Origin of the sequence: Sphaerisporangium krabiense, assembly GCF_014200435.1 — a bacterium.
Classification (GTDB): Bacteria; Actinomycetota; Actinomycetes; order Streptosporangiales; family Streptosporangiaceae; genus Sphaerisporangium; species Sphaerisporangium krabiense.
Genome location: NZ_JACHBR010000001.1, coordinates 6,205,940 through 6,229,210 on the forward strand (window position 1 = coordinate 6,205,940; position 23,271 = coordinate 6,229,210).

Annotated in this window: 19 protein-coding genes and 1 pseudogene; 14 read left to right on the forward strand and 6 right to left on the reverse strand. The window is 72.4% G+C overall.

Annotated elements, in window-relative coordinates:
* Positions 1-35: 35 nt before the first annotated feature.
* Entirely contained in the window at positions 36-1,391 is a 1,356-nt protein-coding gene (locus BJ981_RS27185) for a sensor histidine kinase (RefSeq protein WP_184615050.1), read from the reverse strand.
* A 223-nt stretch (positions 1,392-1,614) separates the two neighbouring features.
* On the opposite strand from BJ981_RS27185, the gene BJ981_RS27190 reads away from it, so the two are divergent.
* Together BJ981_RS27190 and BJ981_RS27195 are read left to right on the forward strand one after the other, a co-directional pair.
* Positions 1,615-2,913, forward strand: a complete 1,299-nt coding sequence (locus BJ981_RS27190; protein ID WP_184615052.1) for a right-handed parallel beta-helix repeat-containing protein — start codon at positions 1,615-1,617, stop codon at positions 2,911-2,913.
* 152 nt (positions 2,914-3,065) lie between these two features.
* A complete protein-coding gene (locus tag BJ981_RS27195; protein WP_184615054.1) occupies positions 3,066-3,695 on the forward strand; it encodes an ACT domain-containing protein in 630 nt (209 codons plus the stop codon).
* 24 nt (positions 3,696-3,719) lie between these two features.
* Here BJ981_RS27195 and BJ981_RS27200 read toward each other — a convergent pair whose 3' ends face one another.
* Positions 3,720-5,009, reverse strand: a complete 1,290-nt coding sequence (locus BJ981_RS27200; protein WP_184615056.1) for an ABC transporter ATP-binding protein — start codon at positions 5,007-5,009, stop codon at positions 3,720-3,722.
* A gap of 416 nt (positions 5,010-5,425) precedes the next feature.
* Between BJ981_RS27200 and BJ981_RS27205 the strand changes: the two genes are divergently transcribed.
* The 5 genes from BJ981_RS27205 to BJ981_RS27225 are packed head-to-tail and all read left to right on the forward strand — an operon-like array spanning position 5,426 to position 11,229.
* Entirely contained in the window at positions 5,426-6,715 is a 1,290-nt protein-coding gene (locus tag BJ981_RS27205) for an extracellular solute-binding protein (RefSeq protein WP_184615057.1), read from the forward strand.
* A gap of 3 nt (positions 6,716-6,718) precedes the next feature.
* Positions 6,719-7,693 (forward strand): carbohydrate ABC transporter permease, encoded by a 975-nt coding sequence (locus tag BJ981_RS27210; RefSeq protein WP_184615059.1) that lies wholly within the window; start codon positions 6,719-6,721, stop codon positions 7,691-7,693.
* Entirely contained in the window at positions 7,690-8,535 is an 846-nt protein-coding gene (locus BJ981_RS27215; protein WP_239139407.1) for a sugar ABC transporter permease, read from the forward strand. The genes BJ981_RS27210 and BJ981_RS27215 overlap by 4 nt, the downstream gene beginning before the upstream one ends.
* Before the next feature lie 48 nt (positions 8,536-8,583).
* The gene (locus tag BJ981_RS27220; RefSeq protein ID WP_184615062.1) at positions 8,584-10,203 is read left to right on the forward strand and encodes a glycoside hydrolase family 13 protein; all 1,620 of its coding nucleotides are present in this window, start codon (positions 8,584-8,586) and stop codon (positions 10,201-10,203) included.
* A 9-nt stretch (positions 10,204-10,212) separates the two neighbouring features.
* Positions 10,213-11,229 carry a LacI family DNA-binding transcriptional regulator gene (locus BJ981_RS27225; protein ID WP_184615063.1) on the forward strand — a complete coding sequence of 339 codons (1,017 nt, stop codon included), beginning with the start codon at positions 10,213-10,215 and terminating at the stop codon, positions 11,227-11,229.
* 63 nt (positions 11,230-11,292) lie between these two features.
* Here BJ981_RS27225 and BJ981_RS39710 read toward each other — a convergent pair.
* A pseudogene (locus tag BJ981_RS39710) lies at positions 11,293-11,751 on the reverse strand (chloramphenicol phosphotransferase CPT family protein); the annotation flags it as partial.
* A 203-nt stretch (positions 11,752-11,954) separates the two neighbouring features.
* Here BJ981_RS39710 and BJ981_RS38585 point away from each other — a divergent pair.
* Positions 11,955-12,080 carry a hypothetical protein gene (locus BJ981_RS38585; protein ID WP_260324682.1) on the forward strand — a complete coding sequence of 42 codons (126 nt, stop codon included), beginning with the start codon at positions 11,955-11,957 and terminating at the stop codon, positions 12,078-12,080.
* A gap of 85 nt (positions 12,081-12,165) precedes the next feature.
* Positions 12,166-12,519, forward strand: coding sequence for a DoxX family protein (locus BJ981_RS27240; RefSeq protein WP_184615064.1), 354 nt, complete (start codon positions 12,166-12,168; stop codon positions 12,517-12,519).
* A 190-nt stretch (positions 12,520-12,709) separates the two neighbouring features.
* Here BJ981_RS27240 and BJ981_RS27245 read toward each other — a convergent pair whose 3' ends face one another.
* Genes BJ981_RS27245 through BJ981_RS27255 form a run of 3 tightly spaced genes read right to left on the reverse strand, consistent with a single transcriptional unit; the run spans position 12,710 to position 16,319 of the window.
* A complete protein-coding gene (locus BJ981_RS27245) occupies positions 12,710-13,906 on the reverse strand; it encodes a type III PLP-dependent enzyme domain-containing protein (protein WP_184615066.1) in 1,197 nt (398 codons plus the stop codon).
* Positions 13,907-13,931: 25 nt separating this feature from the next.
* On the reverse strand, positions 13,932-15,536 hold the full coding sequence (locus BJ981_RS27250; protein WP_184615068.1) for an N-acyl-D-amino-acid deacylase family protein: 1,605 nt from the start codon (positions 15,534-15,536) through the stop codon (positions 13,932-13,934).
* A gap of 18 nt (positions 15,537-15,554) precedes the next feature.
* Complete coding sequence (locus BJ981_RS27255; RefSeq protein WP_184615069.1) at positions 15,555-16,319, reverse strand: IclR family transcriptional regulator; 765 nt, start codon at positions 16,317-16,319, stop codon at positions 15,555-15,557.
* A 105-nt stretch (positions 16,320-16,424) separates the two neighbouring features.
* Between BJ981_RS27255 and BJ981_RS27260 the strand changes: the two genes are divergently transcribed.
* The 5 genes from BJ981_RS27260 (at position 16,425) to BJ981_RS27280 (ending at position 23,261) form a co-directional block, all read left to right on the forward strand.
* Positions 16,425-17,942, forward strand: coding sequence for a M81 family metallopeptidase (locus BJ981_RS27260; protein WP_184615071.1), 1,518 nt, complete (start codon positions 16,425-16,427; stop codon positions 17,940-17,942).
* A gap of 133 nt (positions 17,943-18,075) precedes the next feature.
* Complete coding sequence (locus BJ981_RS27265) at positions 18,076-19,284, forward strand: sugar ABC transporter substrate-binding protein (RefSeq protein ID WP_184615073.1); 1,209 nt, start codon at positions 18,076-18,078, stop codon at positions 19,282-19,284.
* Positions 19,285-19,304: 20 nt separating this feature from the next.
* Positions 19,305-21,194: an ABC transporter permease subunit gene (locus BJ981_RS27270; protein ID WP_184615075.1), complete on the forward strand. Its 1,890-nt coding sequence runs from the start codon at positions 19,305-19,307 to the stop codon at positions 21,192-21,194.
* 1 nt (position 21,195) lies between these two features.
* Complete coding sequence (locus BJ981_RS27275; RefSeq protein WP_184615077.1) at positions 21,196-21,963, forward strand: SDR family NAD(P)-dependent oxidoreductase; 768 nt, start codon at positions 21,196-21,198, stop codon at positions 21,961-21,963.
* A 14-nt stretch (positions 21,964-21,977) separates the two neighbouring features.
* Positions 21,978-23,261: an aspartate aminotransferase family protein gene (locus BJ981_RS27280; RefSeq protein ID WP_184615079.1), complete on the forward strand. Its 1,284-nt coding sequence runs from the start codon at positions 21,978-21,980 to the stop codon at positions 23,259-23,261.
* Positions 23,262-23,271: the final 10 nt, after the last annotated feature.

Genomic DNA, 23,271 nt, shown 5'->3' on the forward strand with positions numbered 1-23,271 from the left:
GGGGCCCGCGCGCGTTCACCTGGAGACGCGCGCGTTCACCCGGCCGTCGGAAGCCGCAGCACGAACCTGGTGCCCTCGGGGACGTCCTCGGCGTGCAGCGTCCCGCCGTGGGCGATGGCGACGTCGCGGGCGATGGCCAGGCCCAGCCCGGTGCCGCCGCGGTCCCTGCTGCGGGAGTCGTCGAGCCGGGCGAACCGCTGGAAGACCCGTTCGCGGTCGGCCTCGGGGATGCGGTCGCCGTCGTTGGTGACGGTGAGGACGGCGGTGCCGTCGCGGGCGCGCGCCTCGACCCTGACCATGGCGTCGGCGTGCCGCTGCGCGTTGTCCAGCAGGTTGCCGATCACGCGGGAGAGCTGCGTGCTGACGCCGAGCACGGCCACCTCCTCGTGCAGGACCGCCTCCACCGGGACGCGCCCGCGCCGCCGCTCGATCTCCTCGGCCGCCAGCCGGGCCAGGTCCACCCGCTCCTGCGCCGCCGGGCCCCCGGAGCCGAGCCTGGCCATGAACAGCAGGTCGGTGATGATGTTCTGCAGGCGGTCGGTGTCGCGCAGCGCGCCGCCGACCAGGACGGCCAGGTCGGTGTGCTCGGGGTGCAGCCGCGCCTCCTCCAGCTGGGCGCGCAGCCCGGCGATCGGCGTGCGCAGCTCGTGGGAGGCGTCGGCGGCGAACCTGCGCTGCTGCTCCACCGAGTTCTCCAGGCGCGCCAGCGTGGTGTTGACGGTCCTGGCGAGCCGGGCGATCTCGTCGTCGCCGCGCGGCTCGGCGACGCGCCGCGACAGGTCGCTCACCGTGATGTGCGCCAGCTCGGCCTTGATGTTGTCGATCGTGCGCAGCCCCCGGTCGGACGCCTTCCAGGCCACCCAGCCGACCAGCGCGGCCAGGGCCGCCGTCTGCAGGCCGATGGCGGCCTCCAGGGCGGGGGTGGAGACCAGCAGCGGCGCCCGCTTGGCCGCGTACACCAGCGGCGCTCCGGGAGCGGTTCCGGCGAGCATCGCGGTGACCTCGTAGCAGCGCGCCGCGGCGCCCGGGCAGGCGGTGAACTGCGCGACGCGGCGGTGCGCGGCCGGGCGCGTGGTGCTGATCGGGGCCAGGTCCGCCGCGCCGTCGCTGGCGGCGAGCACGTGGCCGCCCGGCCCGATCACCTGGATCAGGTCGGCCCCCGCGGGCACGGGAGAGATGGGATTGCGCAGCGTCGAGGCGCGAATGGCCGAGGCGGCGCGGGAGGCGGCCTCCCTTGTCTCCCGGGCCAGCGACGTGGCCACGGCGTGCCGGATGACCGTGTCGGCCGCGACCGCCAGAGGGATCAGGAACAGGCCGGCCACGCCCAGGGCGACAAGGGTGACCCGCCCCCGGATCGAACGAGGCCAGACGGCGGCCCGGCGGAGGGACATTGGCAAAGGCTAACCGCGCGGATCTCCGCCGAGATCCGCGCGGCGGGAAAGAGGTGTCCAAGGCCTGGCAAACTCCTCCGGCCGCGCCGCTGCCGGGTCCCGGGCGCGGCCTACCGTCCCGCGTGCCGGATCACGATTCCGGTCCCCGGCGGTCCGAGGTCTCCCGCCGGGGCCCCACGGCCGCTACGGTGTGCGGCAGCGATCGATTACTGGGTGTGGTCACATGGCGCGGTTCCTCCGCTTTCTGCCGTCCCCGCTTGCCCTCGTGCTGCTCGCCGTCCCCGTGGCGGTCCCCTCGGGGCGGGCCGCCGCGTCGGGGGCCGTGCCGGCGGCGGGGGCGGCGCGGATCTTCTACGTGGACGCCCGCGAGGGCGACGACGACGCGCCGGGCACCGCGCCGGGCAAGGCGTGGCGGTCGCTGGAGCGGGCGGGCAGGGCACGGCTGCGGCCGGGGGACGCGCTGCTGTTCCGGCGCGGCGGCCGGTGGAAGGGGACGCTGACGCTGTCGGGCGAGGGCACCGCCGCGCGGCCCATCACGGCCGGCTCCTACGGCGAGGGCCCGCGGCCGGTGATCACCGGCGGGGAGGAGGCGTGCGTGGTGCTCGGCGGCGCGCGCTGGCGCGTGTCGGACCTGCGGGCCACCTCGTGCGGCTGGGCGGGGTTCCGCCTCGAGGGCCGCCACAACGACCTGTGGGACGTCCTCGCCGACCACAACGTGGCGGGGGTGTGGGTGACCGAGACCGGCGCGCACAACCTGATCCGTGACAGCCACATCGCCGAGAACAACCGCATGAGCGTCGACGACGACGTGCCCGACAACGACTCCGGCGCGTTCGGGGTGCTGCTGAACGGCGACGACAACCGGGTGATCGGCAACGTGATCACCGGCAGCTACGCGCCGAGCCACGACTACGTCTACGACGGCGCGGCCGTGGAGATCTACGGCGGCGACCGCAACCTCGTCGCGCGCAACGTCGCCCGCGACAACGAGACCTTCACCGAGCTCGGCCACGAGCCCGGCGGCACCGCCCGCGGCAACGTGTTCGCCACCAACGTGGTGACCTCCTCCCACGATCGTGGATCGTTCCTCATCACGCGCGGCCGGGGTCACGGCGTCGGGCCGGTCACCGGCACTCTGGCCGCCGGGAACTCGGTCTACCTGCCGGGACGGCACACGATCGGCGTCTCGTGCGCCGACGGCTGCTCGGCGAAGATCCTCAGGCTGCGCAACAACGTCGTCAAGGTCGGCGGGCTCGTGGGGTTCGAGGACGGCTCGGGCGCCGACGACGCGGGCGGCGTCTACGACGGCAGGCGGGGCCGGTTCACCCCTGGCGCCCGCTCGGTGCGCGCCGACCCGCGCTTCCGGGGGCACGACGACCTGCGGCTGCGGCCGGGTTCGCCGGCGATCGGCAGGGGAGTGCCGATCGGGCCATCCTGGTACGGCGGCGCGGCGCTGGCGTACGACGCGGCGGGGCGGCGAATCCCGCTGAAGAATCCAGACTCAGGCGCGTATCAATACTGATTTCGTCTTATTTCGGACATTTTCGTGGAACATCCGCGAAACCTCGGTTCGGCATGCTGTGTGGCGTGGTGCAGTAGATGAAAGAAATACCAGGTCGGCCCGTACGCGGGGCGGCTCGCTCACGGCGGCACGCGCGAACAGAGGTGGTCACGATGATGCTACGGGTACGAGTCTCGCTGCCCGACCGTCCGGGCGTGCTCGGGCAGGTGGCCCGGGCCTTCGGCGTACTCGGGGCGGACATCCTCCAGGTCACGGTCCTGGAGCGGGAGGGCGGCCGGGCGGTGGACGACTTCACGCTGTCCTGGCAGGGCGGGGCCGGTGCCGACGAGCTGCGCGAGCGCCTCGCGGTCGTGCCGGGCGTGCGCATCGAGGGCGTGTGGCCGACGCGCGAGTCGCCCGGCGTGAGCCCCGACTACGACCTGCTCGGCCACGTCGCCTCCGACGCCGCCCGGGCCTTCGTCACGCTGGTGGACGCCGCCCCCGACCTGGTCGGCGGCGAGTGGGCGGTCGCGGTGGACTCCCGCACCGGCGCGGTGGTGCACGGGAGCTGGCAGGCGCCGGGCGTGGCCGGGCTGCCCGAGCTCACGCCGCTGCGGCCCTCGGCCTTCAGCGAGGGCCCGCTCCACCTGGTGAGCCTGCCCGTGCACGGCGCGGGCCTGCACCTGGTGGTGGCCCGCGCCCAGGGGCCCGCCTTCCACCAGGTCGAGCTGGACAAGATCGTCCGCGTCGTGGAGATCGTCTCGCTGCTCGCCGCCTCGGACGCCGACCGCACCGTGGCCTGAGCCGCGCCCGGCGGCGGAGGGTGCTCAGCGGCGGGGCGGGTCGATCCTGTTGCCCTCCACGGTGAACAGCATGAGCCTGCTGAGGTCCACCGACACCCTGCCGTGCTCCCCGGCCCGCCAGGCCGGGCGGGCGCCGAGCCGCACGACCAGGTCGGCCCTGCGGTGGTGGCCGCTGCCCACGGCGATCTCCTGATCGGGGCGCTCGTCGCCGGTGGCCAGCAGGCGCCGCATCATCGAGCGGATCCTCCCGCCGCCCGCGTCGCCGTGGCCGTTGCCGTCGCCGCCGCCGTTGCCGTTCTGGCGGTGCGGCGGCTCCGGCGCGGGCACCGCGGGGATGCCGACCTCCAGGTAGGCCAGCCACTCGTGGCCGTGGTACTCCAGCGTCCTGACCCGCCCGCTGAAGAAGGGGCCGTCCACGCCCTCGCCGATCGGCGTCAGGCCGTCCGGGCGGATCCCGACGATGATCTGGCTGCCGGTGTGCTGGGAGACGGCGTAGGCGCGGGGGTCGGTCCACGGCATCGTGATCTGGTGGAGGCCGAAGTCCAGCATGATGTACTGGTTCTGCGGGGTGCGCACCGTGGCCGAGAGCAGGTTGAGCTGCTGGGAGCTGAGGAAGGAGGCCACGAACGCCGTCGCCGGGTCGTTGTAGATCTGGCCGGGGGTGCCGACGTCCTGCAGCACGCCGCGGTTCATGATCGCGATGCGGTCGGCCAGCGTCAGGGCCTCGACCTGGTCGTGCGTCACGTAGATCGTCGTCACGCCGAGGGCGCGCACGAGCGAGGAGATCTCCATGCGCAGCTCGGTGCGCATGCCGGCGTCGAGGTTCGACAGCGGCTCGTCCATCAGGAACAGCGACGGCTGGCGCACGATGGCCCTGCCCATGGCCACGCGCTGCCGCTGGCCGCCGGAGAGCGTTCCAGGACGGCGGTCGAGGGTCTCGTCGATGTGCAGCGCGCGAGAGAGCTCGACCACCCGCTCCCTGACCAGCGCGGGGTCGGCCTTGGCGATCTCCAGGGGGAACGAGAGGTTGCGGCGCACGGTCCTGTGCGGGTAGAGCGCGCCGTTCTGGAAGACCATCGCGACGTCGCGGTCCCGTGGGACGAGATCGTTGGCGTGCCGACCGTCGAGATAGAGATCGCCGGACGTGATCTCCTCAAGCCCGGCGATCATGCGCAGCAGCGTCGACTTGCCACAGCCGGATGGCCCGAGCAGGACGAGAAGTTCCCCCTCTTCCGCGCGCAGGCTCATTCGATCGACCGCGAGATGCCCCCCCGGGTACACCTTCGTCACGCTGTCGAGAACGACGGTACTCATCGTCACTCGTTCCTCCCGGGCGTCTCGCCCGGATCCCAGCCGTCATTGTGATTGATGAGGTAGTACATCGCGTTGCGGGGCGCCGTGTCCATACATGGGGTGAGAAAACGCTCATCCGCCGGTTACTTGACCGTCGCCTCTCCGTCGACGTCAGGACAGGCGCAAACGTCCTCCTGCGACCGTCGCCGGGAGCGTGTGCGCGAAACGGGTCGCGGGTCGCTCGCACGGAGCATCTAAGGGCGCGCGGGCCGGGTACTTGCCACAGTTTGCGGAAAGTTTCTGAAAGGTCTTTCAGAGTCGTTCACACGACTGTTACGTTCCGCCTACCCCGGTGATGCCGCCCGCTCGGGGAGGAACACGGGGCGGCGTGCGCCGATCCACTGAGCGATGAAGCTGAGCGAGGAGAGTGCACGAACATGCGGCGAGGCATCTCGGCCGCGGCGGTCGCCGCGGCGCTCGCGCTGGCGGTCTCCGCCTGCGGCGGCGAGGAATCCCCCCGGCAGGCCGCACCGGCCTCCGACCCGGCCGCCGTCTCCGGCCAGGTGACATGGTGGGACACCTCCGACGCCACCAACGAGGCGCCGGTCTTCCAGGAAGTGCTGAAGGACTTCACGGCGAAGTACCCCAAGATCAAGGTCAACTACGTCAACGTCCCCTTCGCCGACGCGCAGAACAAGTTCAAGACCGCCGCGCAGAGCGGCTCCGGCGCCCCCGACGTGCTGCGCGCCGAGGTCGGCTGGGTGGCCGAGTTCGCCTCCCTCGGCTACCTGGCGCCCCTGGACGGCACCCAGGCCCTCGACAAGCCCGAGGAGTTCCTGCCGAGCCCGGCGGGCAGCGGGAAGTACGCCGGCAAGACCTATGCCGTGCCCCAGGTCACCGACACGCTCGGCCTCCTCTACAACAAGGAGCTGCTGAAGAAGGCCGGGCACGACGCCCCGCCGAAGACCTTCGCCGAGCTCAAGCAGACCGCCCTGGACGTCAAGACCAAGGCCGGCGCCGACGGCCTCGCGCTCAACGTCGACGCCTACTTCCTGCTGCCGTTCATCTACGGCGAGGGCGGCGACCTGCTGGACGTCGCCGGCAAGAAGATCACCGTGGCCGCGCCCGCGTCGCTGGCGGGCGTCAAGGTCGTCGAGGACCTGATCGCCTCCGGCGCGGCGGCCAAGCCCGCCATCCAGGACAGCTACACCAACGCCGAGACCGCCTTCAAGGAAGGCAAGGTCGCGATGATCTTCAACGGCCCGTGGTCGAACACCGACAACCTCGGCGGCGCCGTCTTCAAGGACAAGCCGCACGACTTCGGGATCGCGCCCGTCCCCGCCGGATCGGCGAAGGCGGGCTCCCCGACCGGCGGCCACGACTACGCGGTCTACGCGGGCTCCGGCGATCTCGACGCCTCCTACCTGTTCGTCCGGTACATGGCCTCCGCGGAGACCCAGGCGAGGATCGCCGGGAAGCTCGGCCTGCTCCCCACCCGCCGCCCCGCCTACACCCTGCCGGAGGCGCAGGCCAACCCCATGATCGCCAAGTGGCAGGAGCCGATGGCCGCCGCGGTCGAGCGCCCCTGGATCCCCGAGGGCGGCCAGCTCTTCCAGCCGCTGCTGGAGGGCTACCAGAAGCTCGCCGCCGGGCAGCGGCCCGCCGAGCCGATGCTGAAGGACGTCGCCAAGGCGTACCAGGGGCTGCTCAAGGGCTGGAGCCTGTGACCCATGACGACCCAGGTCGTTGACGCGGCGGCCCCGGGCCCCGGCGCCCGCGGCCGCCGCCCCCGCGCCCGCGGCGGCACCCGGCACTGGTACGCGTGGGCCATGTGCGCGCCCGTCGTGATCGTCACGCTGGTGCTGGTCGGCTACCCCCTGGCGCGCGGCGTCTACCTGTCGCTCACCGACGCGACCGAGGCGAACATGGGCCGGACGATCGGGATGAACACCATCCCCTCGACCTACGAGTTCGTCGGCCTGTCCAACTACGCCGGCATCGTCACCTCCGCCGAGTTCCTGACCCGGCTCGGCTGGACGGTCACCTGGACGGTGGTGTGCGTCGCCCTGCACTACGGCCTCGGCCTGGGCCTGGCGATGCTGCTGAACCGGCCGCTGCGGCTGCGCTCGCTCTACCGGGTGCTGCTCGTGCTGCCGTGGGCCGTCCCGGCGTTCGTCTCGGCGTTCGTCTGGCGGTACCTGCTCAACGGCGAGTTCGGCGTCGTCAACGCGATGCTCCGCGCCGCCGGGCTCGGCGGTGTCGACTGGCTCGACGACCCGCTCTGGGCGAAGGTGTCGGTGATCGCGGTCAACGTGTGGCTCGGCGTGCCGTTCATGATGCTCGCCCTGCTGGGCGGCCTGCAGGCCATCCCGCGCGAGCTGTACGAGGCGGCCGAGGTCGACGGCGCGACCCCGTGGCGGCGCTTCCGGCACATCACCCTGCCGGGCCTGCGGCCGGTCGCCGGCACGGTCGTGCTGCTCGGCACGATCTGGACCTTCAACCAGTTCCCCGTCATCTACCTGGTCACCCGGGGCGGCCCCGGAGGCTCCAGCGAGATCCTGGTGACCTACGCCTACCGGCAGGCGTTCGAGGGCATCCGCAACTATTCGGGCTCGGCGGCGTGGGGCGTGCTGATCCTCGCGCTGCTCGTCGTCATGGCCGTCGTCTACCGGCGGGCCCTGCGCACGCGAGGGGAGGCGTGGTGACGGCAGGTCGCGGAGGTTCGCGCGGGGCCGGCGCGTCCCTGGCCCTGCACGCCACGCTGGTCGTGGCGAGCCTCGTGGCGGTCTTCCCCGTCGCGTGGCTCGTGCTGACCTCCATCAAGCCGCGCGACGCCTGGCAGTCCAGCCGGGTGGAAATGTTCCACGACCCCACCCTGGCCAACTACGCGCAGGTGCTCGGGGACACCGCCTTCCCGCGCTGGCTGGTCAACTCGCTGTTCGTCGCGGCGCTGACCACCGTGCTCGGCGTGCTGCTCGCGGCCACCACCGGGTACGCCGTCAGCCGCTTCCGCTTCCCCGGCTTCCGCTCGATCATGTGGATGCTGCTGGTCACGCAGATGTTCCCCGTGGCCACCCTGATCGTGCCGATCTACAACCTGCTGGCCGCGCTCGGGCTGGTCAACCAGTTCCCCGGGCTGGTCATCGCCTACCTCACCACCACCGTCCCCTTCTGCGCCTGGATGATGAAGGGCTACTTCGACACCGTCCCCGTCGAGATCGACGAGGCCGGGCGGGTGGACGGGCTCACGCCGTTCGGCACGTTCTGGCGGCTGATCCTGCCGCTGTCCAGGCCCGGCCTCGCCGTCGCCGCGTTCTACTCCTTCATCACCGCGTGGGCGGAGGTGGCGTACGCGACCGCGTTCATGACCGGCGACGACAAGTACACTCTCGCCGTCGGGCTCGGGCAGTTCGTCGGCCAGCACAAGGCGGAGTGGGGCCTGCTCACCGCGTCCTCGGTGCTGATCGCCGTGCCCGCCGCCGTGGTGTTCCTCCTCGTGCAGCGCCACCTCGTCACCGGCCTCACCGCCGGCGCCACCAAGGCGTGATACTCCGGTGGTGACCGTCCCAGCCCTTCCCGCCGATCGGGGGTTCCCATGACCGACGCCGTGACCCACGCCGAGACCGGTGAGGTCCGCGAGGCCACCCGCTGGTGGCGCGACGCGGTGATCTACCAGGTCTACGTCCGCAGCTTCGCCGACGGCAACGGCGACGGGATCGGCGACCTGCTCGGGGTGCGCGGCCGGCTCGCCTACCTGGCCGGGCTCGGCGTGGACGCCGTCTGGCTCACGCCGTTCTACACCTCGCCGATGGCCGACTTCGGGTACGACGTCGCCGACTACCGCGACGTCGACCCGGTCTTCGGCACGCTCGCCGACGCCCGCGCCCTCATCGAGGACGCCCACCGGCACGGCCTGCGCATCATCACCGACGTCGTGCCCAACCACACCTCCGACCGGCACGCCTGGTTCCAGGAGGCGCTGCGGGCCGGCCCCGGCGCCGCCGCGCGGGACCGGTACGTCTTCCGGCCGGGCCGCGGCCGGGACGGCGGGCTGCCGCCCAACGACTGGGAGTCGGTCTTCGGGGGACCCGCCTGGACGCGGCTGCCCGACGGCGAGTGGTACCTGCACCTGTTCGCCGCCGAGCAGCCCGACCTCAACTGGGACCACCCCGAGGTCCACGCCGAGTTCGAGGCGATCATGCGCTTCTGGCTCGACCTCGGCGTGGACGGCTTCCGCGTCGACGTGGCCCACGGCATGGTCAAGGCCCCCGGGCTGCCCGACATCGGGGTGAGCGGGCAGACCGAGATGCTCGGCACCGCCGTGCTGCCCTACTTCGACCAGGACGGCGTCCACGAGATCCACCGCCGCTGGCGCCGCCTCCTCGACTCCTACGACGGGGAGCGCATCGGCGTCGCCGAGGCGTGGGCGCCCACCCAGGAGCGCCTCGCCCTCTACGTCCGTCCGGACGAGCTGCACCAGGCGTTCAACTTCCACTTCCTGAAGACCCCCTGGGACGCGGTGGCGCTGCGCGCCGTCATCGACGAGTCCCTGGCCGGGGCCGCCCTCGTCGGCGCGCCGAGCACGTGGGTGCTGTCCAACCACGACGTCAAGCGGCACGTCACCCGCTACGGGGACGGCGACCTCGGCCTGCGCAGGGCCCGCGCGGCGGCGCTGCTGATGCTCGCCCTGCCCGGCTCCGCCTACGTCTACCAGGGCGAGGAGCTCGGCCTCCCGGAGGTGCTCGACCTGCCGGAGGAGGTCTGCCAGGACCCGCAGCGGCTGCGCGCCCCCGGCGACGGCCGCGACGGCTGCCGCGTGCCCATGCCCTGGGCCCACGCCGAGCCGCCGTTCGGGTTCAGCCCGCCCGGCATCGCCGACACCTGGCTCCCCGTCCCCGCCACCTGGGGCCCGCTCACCGTGGAATCCCAGCTCGCCGACCCCGGCTCCACCCTGGCGCTGTACCGGGCCGCGCTGCGGCTGCGGCGCGAACACCCCGGCCTCGGGGACGGCGGCCTCACCTGGCACGCCTCGCCTCCCGGCACCCTGGTCTTCTCCCGGGGCGACGGCTTCCTCTGCACGGTCAACACCGGCCCCGCCCCCGTCGCGCTGCCCCGCCCCGGCCGCCTCCTGCTCGGCAGCGCCCCCATGGAGGAGGGCGGCGTCGTCCGGCTCCCGTCCGACTCCTGCGCGTGGTGGGAGCCCGGTGATGCGTAAAGTAGCGCCATGAACGGTAATGCCCGGCTCGCCGACATCGCGGCCCAGGCGGGCGTCAGCGAGGCGACCGTCAGCCGGGTGCTGAACGGCAGGTCCGGGGTGTCGGCGAACACCCGCCGGCTCGTCCTCACCGCGCTGGACCTGATGGGCTACGAACGCCCCCAGCGCCTGCGCCAGCGCAGCAACGGCCTGATCGGCCTGGTCACCCCCGAGCTGGACAACCCCATCTTCCCCGCGTTCGCCCAGGCCGTCGAGCGGTCGCTCACCCAGCACGGCTACACCCCCGTGCTGTGCACCCAGAGCCCCGGCGGCGCCCCCGAGGACGAGTTCACCGAGCTGCTGCTCGAACGCGACGTCAGCGGCATCGTCTACGTCTCCGGCCTGCACGCCGACACCACCGCGCGTATGGACCGTTACACCCGGCTCGTCGACCGCGGGCTGCCGATCGTCCTCATCGACGGCTACAGCGAGCGCGTCGAGGCGCCGTTCATCTCGCCCGACGACCGGCTGGCGGCCCGCCTCGCCGTCCGCCACCTCGTCGACCTCGGCCACCGGCGCATCGGCCTCGCCGTGGGGCAGCGGCGCTTCGTGCCCGTCATCCGGAAGATCGAGGGCTTCGCCGCGGCCCTGGCCGACCTGCTCGGCGTCGCCGACTGCGAGCCGTTCGTCCGGCACTCCCTGTTCTCCGTCGAAGGCGGGCAGGCCGCCGCGTCCGCCCTGATCGAGGCCGGCTGCACCGCCATCGTCTGCGCCAGCGACCTCATGGCCCTCGGCGCGATCCGCGCGGCCCGCGACCGCGGCCTGTCCGTCCCCGGCGAGGTCTCGGTGGTCGGCTTCGACGACAGCCCCCTGATCCCCTTCACCGACCCACCCCTCACCACCATCCGCAAGCCCATCGGCCCCATGGCGGTCGCCGCCGTCCAAACCCTCCTGGAGGGCATCGCCGGCGCGCCGCCCAAGAACCTGGAACTCGTCTTCCAGCCCGAACTCATAGTCCGCCGCTCCACCGCCCCGGCCCCCCGCTAGCCGCTTGATGGTCAGAGCGCAGTCACGGGGGCTGGTCGCGGTGGTGTCGCATTCGATGTCGTAAGCGCCGTGGGAGTGGACCTGCCCGAGCTGGGCGGCCGCCTGTCCGGGCTGCCGGTCGCCGCGTGCCATTTCCCGGCGTGCCAATTCCTGTGGTGAGCAGTGGACGCCGATGAAGACGACGTCCAGGCCGCTGAGGACGGTGAGGCAGTCCAGCAGGCGCCACCGCTCGCTGAGGACGTGGTCGACGACGAGGTCGTTGCCGGCCTGGGCCATGCCCGCGACCGCGCGGTGGAAGCCGGCCCGGGTCCGGGCCAGGACGGCGTCCAGCTCGCCGGGATCCAGCTCCAGCGTGCGCCGGCGGGCGCGCATCGCGTTGATGGCATCGACGGACAGGTGGAAGAAGGGACGATCCAGGACGTGCAGGAGCTGGTCGGCGATGCTCGACTTGCCCGAGCTGGACGTCCCGTTGAGAAAGAGGACCTGCCCGGTCCGGGCTGCGGTGAAGCTCATGGGCTTCATTGTGGCCAGGGCCCGAAAAGGTGCTCACCGTGGCTGCCGCCGAGGAGAAAGGTGAAGCGGTCCAGGTCGGCAATGCGTGAGCTCGCCTACAGCTCGTCGAAGGCGGCGCTGAACATGATCGCGATCCGGTACGCCCAGGCGCTCCCGGAGATCACACTCAACCTGGTCACTCCCGGAGAAGCCGCCAGTTCGCCGCCACCGACATGAACCGTCACCCCGGCCGGCTGACGGTCACCGAAGGCACCGACCCGATCGTCGAGCTCGCGATGATCGACGCCGGCGGGCCGGCCGGGATCTTCCTCGATCGCCTCGGGCCCCTCGGCTGGTGATGTCACCTCACCTTTTCGGCGGCTGCGTTGTCGGACCAGTAGCACCGGGCGCAAGACCTGATGCGACGACCACCGTGGAGGACTCATGTTCGCCGCCTACGCGACGATCACCATCTTCGCCTCGCTGCTGTTCGGCAGCGCGGCGGTCATCTACCTGATCGGACACGAATTCCCGAAGGCCCAACTGGACATGAAGGGCCTGCCGCGCTCATGGGCACCCGTCCTGGGCGCGATGCTGGCGCTGGGCGCGTTGGGATTGCCGGGCGGATTCGCCATCCCCCTGCTGGGGACTCTGGCCGCCTACAGCCTCGTGCTGTACTTCACCGGCGCGCTCCTCGCGCACCTGCGAGTAGGGTCACGCAAGCTGGGAAACTGGGCCCTCTTCTTCGCCACCGCGGTGGCCGCACTGGGCGCGAGCCTGCTCTACCACTGGTCGTGATCCCTGGCGACAGGGAGTGAGAAGTCGCGGCCCAGGCCCATCACCGGCTTCGCGCCGTTCCCGCTTGAGGCGTTCGGTGGCCTGTGTCGCCCCGGTGGCCGGTACAGGCGGCCGGGGCGCCTCCGCCGAGATCACCGGCGGATGCCGCCGCCGGGGCCGGGCCGGCCGCCGAGGAGGGAGCAGGAGATGATCAGAAGTGGGTGTACGCCAGCTCGGTCACCGTGCAGTCGGCGTCGACCACCGGGATGACCCGCCACTTGTCGAAGGTCGTACACGGGTGGGAGATGCCGAACGCGACGACGTCGCCCACCGTGAGCGGCAGGTCCGCGGGCAGGGCGAGATACGCGTGCTGGTCGTTGACGGCGGTCACCCGTACCTCGCCGTCGAACGGGGTGATCCGGCCGGTGCGGTCGCGCACCATGCGGGGCACCGGCAGCCCGTCGTCGGCGGAGGCGTCCCGGCGGCCCAGCCCGGCCAGCGCCAGCGTCGGCTCGGGGCGGGACAGCACCGGCGCCCAGATCCGCAGCGCCTCGCGGAGCCGGTACGGGGCGCGTGGCCGGGCGCCGAAGGGGGAGAGCGCCTCATAGCCACCGGCGTCGTGGGTGACGTAGCACCCGCTGCGCAGGACGGTCCGGTACGGCGTGCCGGCCAGGGCCGGGGGCAGTCGCCGTGCCACCCGGTCGAAGTAGGCGCTGCCGCCCACCGTGACGATCGGCGCGGGCCCGGCGCCGATCAGCCCGTCCGCGTGCGCGGTGCGCGCCACGCCGGAGAGCCGGTCGAGGAGCCGGTCGACCAGCGTCAGGGTATCGGCGAGGTCGGCGCCGTGCAGGATGCCCTCGAAAGCGGAGAACCCGGCCAGCACCATCGGGCCGTCCGCGATCCTGGCCGCCAGGGCGAGCGCGTCGCGGTCGTCGCGCAGGCCGGTCCGTCCGCCGGTCACGCCGATCTCGACGAGAACCCGTGCCCGGCCGCGCAGGCCCGCGTCGATGCCGTTCTCCAGAGCGTGCAGCGCGGCCGGCGAATCGGTGTGGCAGTAGATTTCCAGGTCGTCGTAGGCCGCCAGCACGCCGTTGAGGAGCCGGAGCGAGCCGGGGTCGACGATGCAGTTGGCCAGCACCAGGCGGCGCACGCCCATGTCGGCCACCGTCCGGGCCTGCCACGCGGTCGCCACGCTGATCGCCCACGCCCCGGCCGCCAGCTGCCGTTCGATGATCTGCGGGCACATCGTCGTCTTGCCGTGCGGGGCCAGCAGCACGCCATGGGCCGCGCAGTACGCGGCCATCGTGGCGACGTTGTGCTCGAGTTCGTCCCGGAGCAGCACGGCGGTGGGCAGCGGGAACGTGCCGTCGAAGAGCTGTGCGCCGCGCGGGTCGGCGACGTCGGGCAACCCTTTCGCGAGTGTGACAGCGGGCTCAGCCCACATGGCGCAGCACCTTTCCCGGGCGGGCGGTGCCGAGCACGCCGTCCCGTACGACGATTCGACCGCCGACCACGGTCAGCGCGATCCCCACCGGCGCCTGCCGGGGCCGTTCGAAGGTGGCCCGGTCGGCGACCACGGAGCGGTCGAAGGCGACCAGGTCGGCGACGAATCCCGGACGGATCCGCCCGCGATCGCGCAGGCCGAGCCGGGCCGCCGGGGCGGCGGTCATCTTGTGCACCGCGTCGGGCCAGGTCAGGACGCCGAGTTCGCGCACGTAGCGCCCGAGGACCCGGGCGTTGGCGCCGTAGGCGCGTGGGTGCGGCTGGCCGGCGCCGGCGCGTAACGGCAGCGCGTTGCCGTCCGAGCCCACGATCGAAAGGCGATGGGCGAGGAACGCGGTCATGTCGGCCTCGGTGCGATAGTGCAGCACCACCTGGGCCGCGCTGCCCAGTTCGACGCACAGGTCGAGCAGGACCTCCTCGGGCGGCCGCCGCCGGAGCCGGGCCACCTCGGCGATGGAGCTGCCGGGCAGGTCCTCGTACGGCCCGGCGGCGGTGATCACGACCCGGTCCCAGTGCCAGGGAATGCCGCCGAAGAAGCCGGCGCGGATGTCGCCGAGCGCGCGCCGCCGCCATGCGGCGTCGCCGGAGTTCCGCCGCAGGCCGGCGCTGCCGTCCCGCTGCACCCACTCGGGGAGGTACTGCACCAGCGCCGAGGACGAGGCGTCGTAGGGGTAGACGTCGAAGGCCACGTCGAGGCCCCGCGCCTCGGCGGCGTCGAAGCGGGCGAGCGCGTCGGCGGCGCGGCCCCAGGAGGCGGGATCGTTCAGCGCGAGGTGGGAGAACTGCAGCCGCCCGCCGGTACGCCTGGCTGTGTCGACGGCTTCGTCGACGGCCGCGAGTTCCCGGCCGGCCGAGGCCCGGGCGTGGGTGGCGTAGACGGCGTCGTGCGCGGCGCAGATCTCGGCGAGCGCGGTCACCTCGCCGGGCCCGCCGAGTGAGGACGGCGTGTGGGTGAGCCCGGTGGACAGGCCGAACGCGCCGGCCGCGAGCGCGTCGTCGAGCAGGCGCCGCATGCGGGCGACGTCGTCGGCGGTGGCCGGGCCGTACGGGTCGTCCATCGCGGCGATCCGCAGCGCGCCGTGACCGGCGAGGGCGGCCACGTTGATGGCCGGTCGCGCGCCGGTCAGGGCCTCGGCGTACCCGTCGAAGCCGGTCCAGGTGACCGGGGCGGGGCCGTCGCCCAGGCGGGCGAGGTGGTCGGTCAGCAGGTGGTGGCGGGCCGGATGCACCGGGAACGCCGAGTACCCGCAGTTGCCGACCACCTCGGTGGTCACGCCCTGCAGGGCCTTGCTCTCGCCGCGCGGGTCGAGCAGCAGGCTGACGTCGGAATGGGTGTGGACGTCGATGAATCCGGGAGCGAGGGTGAGCCCGGTCAGGTCGACGGTCTCGGCCGCCGTCACGCCGTCGCCCGGGGAGGCCCCTGGCGCCGCCAGATGGGTGATCCGGTCCGAGGTCACCCCGATGTCGAGCCGGCGCTCCGGCGCACCGGTGCCGTCCAGCACGGTGGCCCCGTGCAGCCACAGGTCGTAGGCCATCGGGACTCCCTTCCAGGATCAGGTGAGTGCGTTGCCGAGCTCCGCGCACACCTCGGCCAGGCGCCGCCCGACCATGGCCATGGTCTCGTCGGGCATGCGCGAGGTGGGCGCGGCGACGCTGATCGCGGCCACCGGCCGGCCCTCGCCGTCCAGGATCGACGCGGCCACGCAGCGGGAGCCCACCTCGTTCTCCTCGTCGTCGATGGCGTAGCCGAGCCGGCGGAAGGTCCCGAGGGCCGCGAGCAGCTCGTCGACCGAGGCGACCGCGTTGGGGGTGTGCCGCGACCAGTCGGCCTGGGCGAGCTGCTCGCGGGCGTGCTCCTCGGGGAGCGCCGCGAGGACCGCCTTGCCCAGCGCCGTGGTGTGCACCGGGTCGCGCAGCGCGATCTGCACCGTCGTGCGCAGCCGCTGCGCGCTCTCCACCGCGTCGAGGTAGACGACCTGGCCGTGGCTGACCACTCCGAGGTTGACGGTCTCGCCGAACTCCTCGTTGAGCGACTGCATGGCCGGGCGGGTCAGCCGGACCAGGTCGGTGGAGTTCCGCGCCGCCCGGCTCAGGCCGTAGAGGGCGGGGCCGAGCGAGTACTCCTTGCGCGCCTCGTCGCGCACCACGTAGCCCCGCTGGTCGAGGGTCTTGAGTATCCGGTACGCCGCGGGCTTGGTGATCCCGGTGTGCTGGCAGAGCTGTGCCACGGTGCAGGGTGCGTCCGTCGCCATCCGGTCGAGGATGTCGAGTGCCTTGACGAGGACCCCGACCTCGTCGGACCGCCGTTCGCTGCTCACCGGTACCAATTGCTCCTTTCGGGTGGATACCCACTCATTGCGAAGTCCGATATGCGGAACTAGATTTCGCTTATCGTACAACGGCCGGATCGGAAGGGCAAAGCGATGACGGTGCGGATCGGGCTGGGGGGCATCTGGCAGGAGACGAACACCTTCGCGGTCGAACCCACCACACTGGCGGACTTCCGCCGGTACCAGTTCTTCGAGGGGCCGGAGCTCGTGGCCTCGCTGCGCGGGACGGGCACCGAGCTGGGCGGGGCCATCGACGCCGCCCGGCAGCGGTCGGCCTACCCGGTGGGGCTGTTCTTCGGCGCCGCGCTTCCCTCCGGCATGGTCCGGGCGCGGGCGTTCGAGTCGATGCTGCGCCGGCTGGCAGCCCTCACCCGGGCGCGGCTTCCCCTCGACGGGCTGGTGCTGTCGCTGCACGGCGCGATGGTGGTCGACGGTCATCCGGACCCCGAGGCGGAGATCGTCACGACCCTGCGTGCCGTCGTCGGCGACATCCCGATCGCCGCCACGCTGGACTACCACGCCAACGTCGGCGCGACCCTGCCCGAGGTCACCGACATCCTGGTCGGCTACCGCACCTATCCCCACGTCGACATGGCCGAACGCGGCGCGGAGGCGATGGAGGCGGTGCTGCGCCTGCTGCGCCCGCCGTGGCGGGGACGCCGCCCGGCCCGGCACCTGGAGAGGCTTCCGCTGCTCACCGTGCCCCCGGCCCAGGAGGACGTGGCCGAGCCGATGCGGTCCATCCTCGCCGCGGCCGAGCGGATACGCGCCGAGCCCGGCGTCTGGGCCGCCAGCGCGCTGCCCGGGTTCGCCTACGCCGAGAGCGGCAGGCTCGGGTTCGCGGTGTACCTGGCGGCGGAGACCCATGCGGTGGCGCGCGCCCGGGAACTGGCCGCCCACGTGTGGCGCGAGCGCGACGCGTTCTCCGCGCCGCTGGCCGGTCCCGCCGAGGCGGTGGCCGAGGTGGCCGGCGCCCGGGGGAGGAGGCCCACCGTGCTGGTCGACGTCGCGGACAACGTGGGCGGCGGCTCGCCGGGCGACGGTACGGCGCTGCTCCACGCGCTGGCCCAGGCCGGGGTGGCGGGCGCCATCGCGGTCATCTGGGATCCGGCCGCGGTGGCCGCCGCGCACGCGGGGTCCGCCGACCGGATCGACCTGTGGGTGGGCGGCCACAGCGACCCGGCGATGGGACCGCCGTTCCGCGCCTCAGGGCCGGTCCGCCGCTTCGACTCCGTGTCGTACCTGCGTACGGGCTCGTACATGCGCGGCCAGCGGGTGGAGATGGGCCGGGTGGCGGTGATCGAGACGCCGATCGGCGCGATCGTCCTGACCGAGAACCGGGTGGTCCCCTTCGATGACGATCATCTGCGCGCCGTGGGCCTGGAGCCGCGCGGCGCCCGCGTGATCGTCGCCAAGGGGGCCATCGCGTGGAAGGCCGCGTTCGCCGGCTACGCCGCGCGGACCCTCTACGTCCGCACTCCGGGGTACTGCCCGGCCGCGCTCGACCAGCTCGACTACCGGTCCCGCCCGGCGCCGCTCTACCCGCTGGAACGGGACCCCGCCTGGGAGTCCGCGGTGGCCGCCCGGCTGACCTCGGGGAACCGTCCGTAACGCGCCTGGTCACAACTCGGTACCAGTCAAAGATCGGACATGTCGGGTGATTGACACAGCGTTCCGGCATTTCTAGCTTAGTCCGCATAGCAGAAATGTAGTCCGCATAGCGGACTAACCCTAAGGGGTGGCAATGCCTGACTCGTCGAAGGGCCTGGGCGGATTCAACCGGCGCGATCTCCTGCGCCTCAGCGTCATCACCGGAGCCGGGCTCGCCGTCGGCGCCCCGCTGCTCAGCGCGTGTTCGGTCGACAGCGGGACGAGCGGCGGCGCGGAGCAGAGCTCCACGCCCGGCGCCACCCGGAAGGCGATCGGCAACGGCATCACCGAGAAGAAGGAACTGGCGCCCTTCCAGTTCGGCGGCCCGGCCGGCGAGAAGCCCGGCATCCCCAAGCGGATCGCCTGGGCCAACACCTCCGACGCCGAGTTCTTCCTGCAGATCACCCGATCCATCGAGCTGGCCGCCACCGCCCGCGGGCTGGAGTTCGTGACGGCGATCGCCAACGACGACTCGGCCAAGAACGTCGAGCAGATCGAGACCTTCCTGCAGCGCGGCATCGGCGCGCTGTGCATCCAGCCGCTGGACGCCAACGCCCAGGCTCCGCTGATGAAGCGCGCGATCGAGGCGGGCGCCGCCGTGATGTCGCTGGTGACCCCGCCGAGCACCTCACAGGCCGTCGCCGACCAGTACAAGGTCGGGAACACCCAGGGGCTGGCCGCCGCCAAGTACATCACCGAGAAACTGGGCGGCAAGGCCAAGGCCGTCTACTTCAACATCGACACCATCGAGGTGCTCAAGGCCCGGCACCAGGGCGTGCTGGACGGCCTGAAGTCCGCCGGATCGGGTGTGAAGATCGTCTCCGACGTGCAGCCGTCGGCCCTCACCCAGGACGGCGGCTTCAAGGCGATGAACACCATCCTGCAGGCCCACCCCGACGTCAACGTCGTCGTGGGCGGCGACACGCACTGCCTGGGCGCGCTGTCGGCACTGAAGGCCGCCGGCAAGGACCGGCCGGAGATGTACCTGTCCGGGATCGACGGTGACGAGCAGGCCCTGGCCGAGATCCGCAAGGGCGGGGCCTACAAGGCCAGCTTCGCCTTCGCCTACCCGCTGATGGGCTACGCCTGGGGACAGTTCGCGGCGGACTGGCTGGAGGGCAAGCCGATCCCCCAGGTCATGCAGTTCAACGCCGTCGAGCTCAACTCCGCCGAGATCATCGACAGGTACCAGGCCGACATGAAGGCGGTGGCCGAGACCTGGAAGAACGCCGCCACCTACTTCACCCTGCTGGGCTCCGTCCGCTACCAGGAACGAGACCAGTTCATCAACTACGCCGCCTGAACCGCCTCTTAGGGGTTGCTGTGCCGATCAGTTCCACGCCGGCGAACCGCCGCCACCTGGTTCCCGGCGAGCCCAGCCGGCGTACCGGGCTGGCCTTGCTCTGCGCCGTCCTGGTGGCCTACTTCGGGTTCGCCTACGACAACTTCTTCACCGTCTCCAACGGTCTGTCCATCCTGATGAACGTCTCGGCGATCGCGATCGCGGCGGTGGGCGCGATGTTCCTGGTCGTCTCCGGCAACGTGGACCTGTCGATCGGCGGCCAGTACGCGCTCATCTCGGTGATCGTCGCGAGCTTCGCCCGGGACCAGGGCGGCCTCGTGGTCGCGGTGCTCGCCGGGCTGGTCGCCGGGCTGGTCCTCGGCCTGACCAACGGGATCCTCGTGAAGTACATGAAGATCTCACCGCTCATCGTCACGTTGGGCACCATGGCCGTCTTCAAGGGACTGGCCTACCTGGTCAGTGAGGGCAAGTCGGTGTTCGGCTTCTCCGACGCGTTCATCTTCCTGGGCCGGGCCCGCGTCAACAACGTGCCGCTGCCGGTCATCATCGCCGCGGTCGTCTTCGTGGCCGGCGGCTTCTGGCTGCTGCGCACGTCCGCCGGCCTGCGGCTGTTCGCCATCGGCGGTAACCAGCAGGCGGCCAGGCTGACCGGGATCAACGTCGACCGGGTGGTCGTCCGGCTCTACGTGCTCAACGGCCTGCTGATGGGCGTGGTCGCGATCCTGACCACCGCCCGGCTGGGCAGCGGCACCCCGCAGATCGGCACCGCCTTCGAACTGGACGTGCTCACCGCCGTCATCCTCGGCGGCGTCGGGTTCGCCGGCGGCAGCGGGCACCCCGCCGGAGTCTTCGTCGGCGTCGCCACCATCGGCATCCTCGGCTCGGGCCTGATCTTCGCGGGGCTGGCGGACTGGTGGCAGCAGATCTTCAAGGGCCTGGTGCTGCTGCTGGCCCTCGGCGCCGACCAGATCGCCGAGCACCGGCGGGCCCGCTCGGCGCGCGACGACCCGCCCGCCGACCCGTCCACCGAGGCAGGTGAACCGGTGGCGGCGGGCGGGTCGCCGCCACCGGACGCCGACGACGAGTACGGCCTGGGCGTGCGGCGCGCCCGCGAGCCCGGCGAGGTGGTGCTCGCCGCGACCGGCCTGGCCCGACGGTTCGGAGCGGTCTTCGCCCTGCGCGACGGCACCTTCTCGGTACGCGCCGGCGAGGTCGTCTGCGTCGTCGGCGACAACGGCGCCGGCAAGTCGACGCTGATCAAACTGATCTCGGGGGTCTACAGGCCGGACGCCGGCCGCATCGAGCTGGACGGCCGGCCGGTCGAGTTCGGCGGCCCGATCGACGCCCGGCGGGCCGGCATCGAGACGGTCCACCAGGATCTGGCGGTCTGCCCGAACCTCGGGGTGGCCCACAACCTGATCCTGGGGGACGAACCGCGGCGCCGGATGTTCGGCCTGATCCCGGTACGGGATGACGCCGCCGCCGTCGCCCGCGCCAGGACGCGGCTGGCGTCGCTGGGCATCACGCTCACCGACCTGAACCGGTCGGTGGGGCGGCTGTCCGGCGGCCAGCGCCAGTCGGTCGCGATCGCCCGGGCCATGAAGGAAGACGTCAAGCTGGTCATCCTCGACGAGCCCACCGCGGCGCTGGGCGTCGCGCAGACCCGGAACGTGCTGCGCATCGCCCGGCAGGCCGCGGAGAACGGCGCCGGCGTGATCCTGATCAGCCACGACATCCGCACCGTCTTCGCCGTCGCGGACCGGGTCGTGGTCCTGCGGCTGGGCCGGGTCGTGTACGACGACTCCGTTCACCGCATCACCCACACCAGGCTGCTGCACCTGATGGCCGGCCTGGAAGCCCTCGACGACGCCACGACCGAAGACGACGCCACGACCAGGACGGGGCAGTGACATGGACGACTTCGACCTGACCGGCCGCCGGGTGCTGGTCACCGGCGGCGGGGACGGGCTCGGCCGCCAGATGACCGAGGCGTTCGTGGACGCCGGCGCGACCGTGGTCATCTGCGGGCGCCGCACGGAACCGCTGGAGAGGACCGCGGCCGAGCTGGCCGGGCGCGGCGACGTCCGGCCGGTCCGGGCCGACGTGACGGTCCCCGCCGAGGTGGACGCGCTGGTCGCCGCCGCCGGCGGGATCGACGTGCTGGTCAACAACGCCGGACTCGCCCACCGGACGCCCTGGCAGGAGGTCGAGTCCGCGGAGTGGCGGCGGATCATGACCCTCAACGTGGAGGCGCCGTTCTGGCTCTGCCAGCGTTTCGTGCCCGGCATGGTCGAGCGCGGCTGGGGCCGGGTGATCAACGTCTCCTCGGTGTACGGGCTGGTCGCCGGCGACGCCGGTCGCTATCCCGGCCTCGGCCTGGACATCGCCTCCTACTTCGCCAGCAAGCACGCCGTCATCGGGATGACCAGGTTCCTCGCCGCCCAGCTCGGGCCGACCGGGGTGACGGTCAACGCGCTCTGCCCCGGCATGTTCCCCAGCCCGGCCAACGACGACGCGCTACGGCCCGAGGTGATCGCGGCGCTCTCCGGCGGCACCCCGATGGGCCGGCTGGGCACCGACCGGGAACTCCGCTCGGCCGTGCTGTTCCTCGCGGCACCCTCCTCCTCCTTCGTCACCGGTCAGAGCCTGGTGGTCGACGGCGGATGGACGATCTGGTGAAGGAGACCTATCCGATGGAATTCGACGCGTCACGGGCACGGATCGACCATGCCGCCGCGGTGGTCGCGGGCGGGGTGAACAGCGCCTTCCGGCTCGGCATACGCCCCCATCCGCTGGTCTTCGCCTCGGCGGACGGCGCGATCCTCACCGATGTCGACGGCAACCGGTTGATCGACTACTTCCTCGGCATGGGGCCGATGCTGCTCGGCCACCGGCCACCGGCCGTCGTCGAGGCCGCGCGGGCGCAACTCGACCGCAGCATCCTCGTCGCCGGGCAGACCGAACTGGAGTACGCCGCCGCGCGGTTGCTGGTCGAACTGGTGCCCTCGGCGGAGCTGGTGCGCTTCTCCGTCTCCGGCAGCGAGGCGGTGCAGGCCGCGCTGCGGGTGGCTCGGGCGGCCACCGGCCGGTCGGCGGTGGTCAAGTTCGAGGGCCACTACCACGGGTGGTTCGACAACGTCCTGTGGAGCGTGGCACCCGACCTCGCCAAGGCCGGCCCGCGCGAGGCGCCGGTGCCGCTCCCCGGATCGGGGGGCCAGATGCCCGACCCGAACATCTCCGTCCTGCCCTGGAACGACGCCGGGGCCCTGCGCGAGCGGCTCGCCGCGGGTGACGTGGCCGCCGTCATCATGGAGCCGGTCATGTTCAACAGCGCCGGCATCCTTCCGGTACCGGGCTACCTCGAAGCGGTCCGCGAGGCCTGCGACGCCGCCGGGACCCTGCTCGTCTTCGACGAGGTGATCACCGGTTTCCGGGTGGCCCCGGGCGGCGCGCAGCAGCGGTTCGGCGTGGTGCCGGACCTGACCGTCCTCGGCAAGGCGCTGGCCAACGGATTCCCGGTGGCCGCGGTGGTGGGCCTGCGGCGGTACATGGATCTGATCGCCGACCGGCAGGTGTTGCACGGCGGCACCTACAACACCCAGTCCGTCGCGATGGCCGCCACGCTCGCCACCCTGACCGAGATCCGGGACGGCGCCCCCTACCGGCGGATCGACAAGGTCGGCGCCCGGCTGATGGAAGGCCTGCTGGAGGAGTTCGCGGCGGCGGGCGTCGAGGCCCGGATCGTCGGCTATCCGGCCGTGTTCCAGGTGCGGTTCGGCGCCGTGCGCCCGAGCGACTTCCGCGAGGCGCAGCGGGCGGACAACGCGCGGTACGCCGACTTCGCGGCGGCGCTGCTGCGCCACGGGGTGCGGGTGCTGCCCCGAGGCACCTGGTTCGTGTCCGCCGCGCACGAGGACGGCCACGTCGACGCCACCCTCGCCGCGGTGCGCGCGGTACTCGCCGAGACCCGGTCGTAAGGGAGCGTCT

Excerpts from the sequence above, each read along its gene's own strand:
- BJ981_RS27185 (WP_184615050.1), bottom strand. The coding sequence starts at position 1,391 with ATGTCCCTCCGCCGGGCCGCCGTCTGGCCTCGTTCGATCCGGGGGCGG.
- BJ981_RS27190 (WP_184615052.1), top strand. The coding sequence starts at position 1,615 with ATGGCGCGGTTCCTCCGCTTTCTGCCGTCCCCGCTTGCCCTCGTGCTG.
- BJ981_RS27195 (WP_184615054.1), top strand. The coding sequence starts at position 3,066 with ATGATGCTACGGGTACGAGTCTCGCTGCCCGACCGTCCGGGCGTGCTC.
- BJ981_RS27200 (WP_184615056.1), bottom strand. The coding sequence starts at position 5,009 with ATGAGTACCGTCGTTCTCGACAGCGTGACGAAGGTGTACCCGGGGGGG.
- BJ981_RS27205 (WP_184615057.1), top strand. The coding sequence starts at position 5,426 with ATGCGGCGAGGCATCTCGGCCGCGGCGGTCGCCGCGGCGCTCGCGCTG.
- BJ981_RS27210 (WP_184615059.1), top strand. The coding sequence starts at position 6,719 with ATGACGACCCAGGTCGTTGACGCGGCGGCCCCGGGCCCCGGCGCCCGC.
- BJ981_RS27220 (WP_184615062.1), top strand. The coding sequence starts at position 8,584 with ATGACCGACGCCGTGACCCACGCCGAGACCGGTGAGGTCCGCGAGGCC.
- BJ981_RS27225 (WP_184615063.1), top strand. The coding sequence starts at position 10,213 with ATGAACGGTAATGCCCGGCTCGCCGACATCGCGGCCCAGGCGGGCGTC.
- BJ981_RS38585 (WP_260324682.1), top strand. The coding sequence starts at position 11,955 with ATGAACCGTCACCCCGGCCGGCTGACGGTCACCGAAGGCACCGACCCG.
- BJ981_RS27240 (WP_184615064.1), top strand. The coding sequence starts at position 12,166 with ATGTTCGCCGCCTACGCGACGATCACCATCTTCGCCTCGCTGCTGTTC.
- BJ981_RS27250 (WP_184615068.1), bottom strand. The coding sequence starts at position 15,536 with ATGGCCTACGACCTGTGGCTGCACGGGGCCACCGTGCTGGACGGCACC.
- BJ981_RS27260 (WP_184615071.1), top strand. The coding sequence starts at position 16,425 with ATGACGGTGCGGATCGGGCTGGGGGGCATCTGGCAGGAGACGAACACC.
- BJ981_RS27265 (WP_184615073.1), top strand. The coding sequence starts at position 18,076 with ATGCCTGACTCGTCGAAGGGCCTGGGCGGATTCAACCGGCGCGATCTC.
- BJ981_RS27275 (WP_184615077.1), top strand. The coding sequence starts at position 21,196 with ATGGACGACTTCGACCTGACCGGCCGCCGGGTGCTGGTCACCGGCGGC.
- BJ981_RS27280 (WP_184615079.1), top strand. The coding sequence starts at position 21,978 with ATGGAATTCGACGCGTCACGGGCACGGATCGACCATGCCGCCGCGGTG.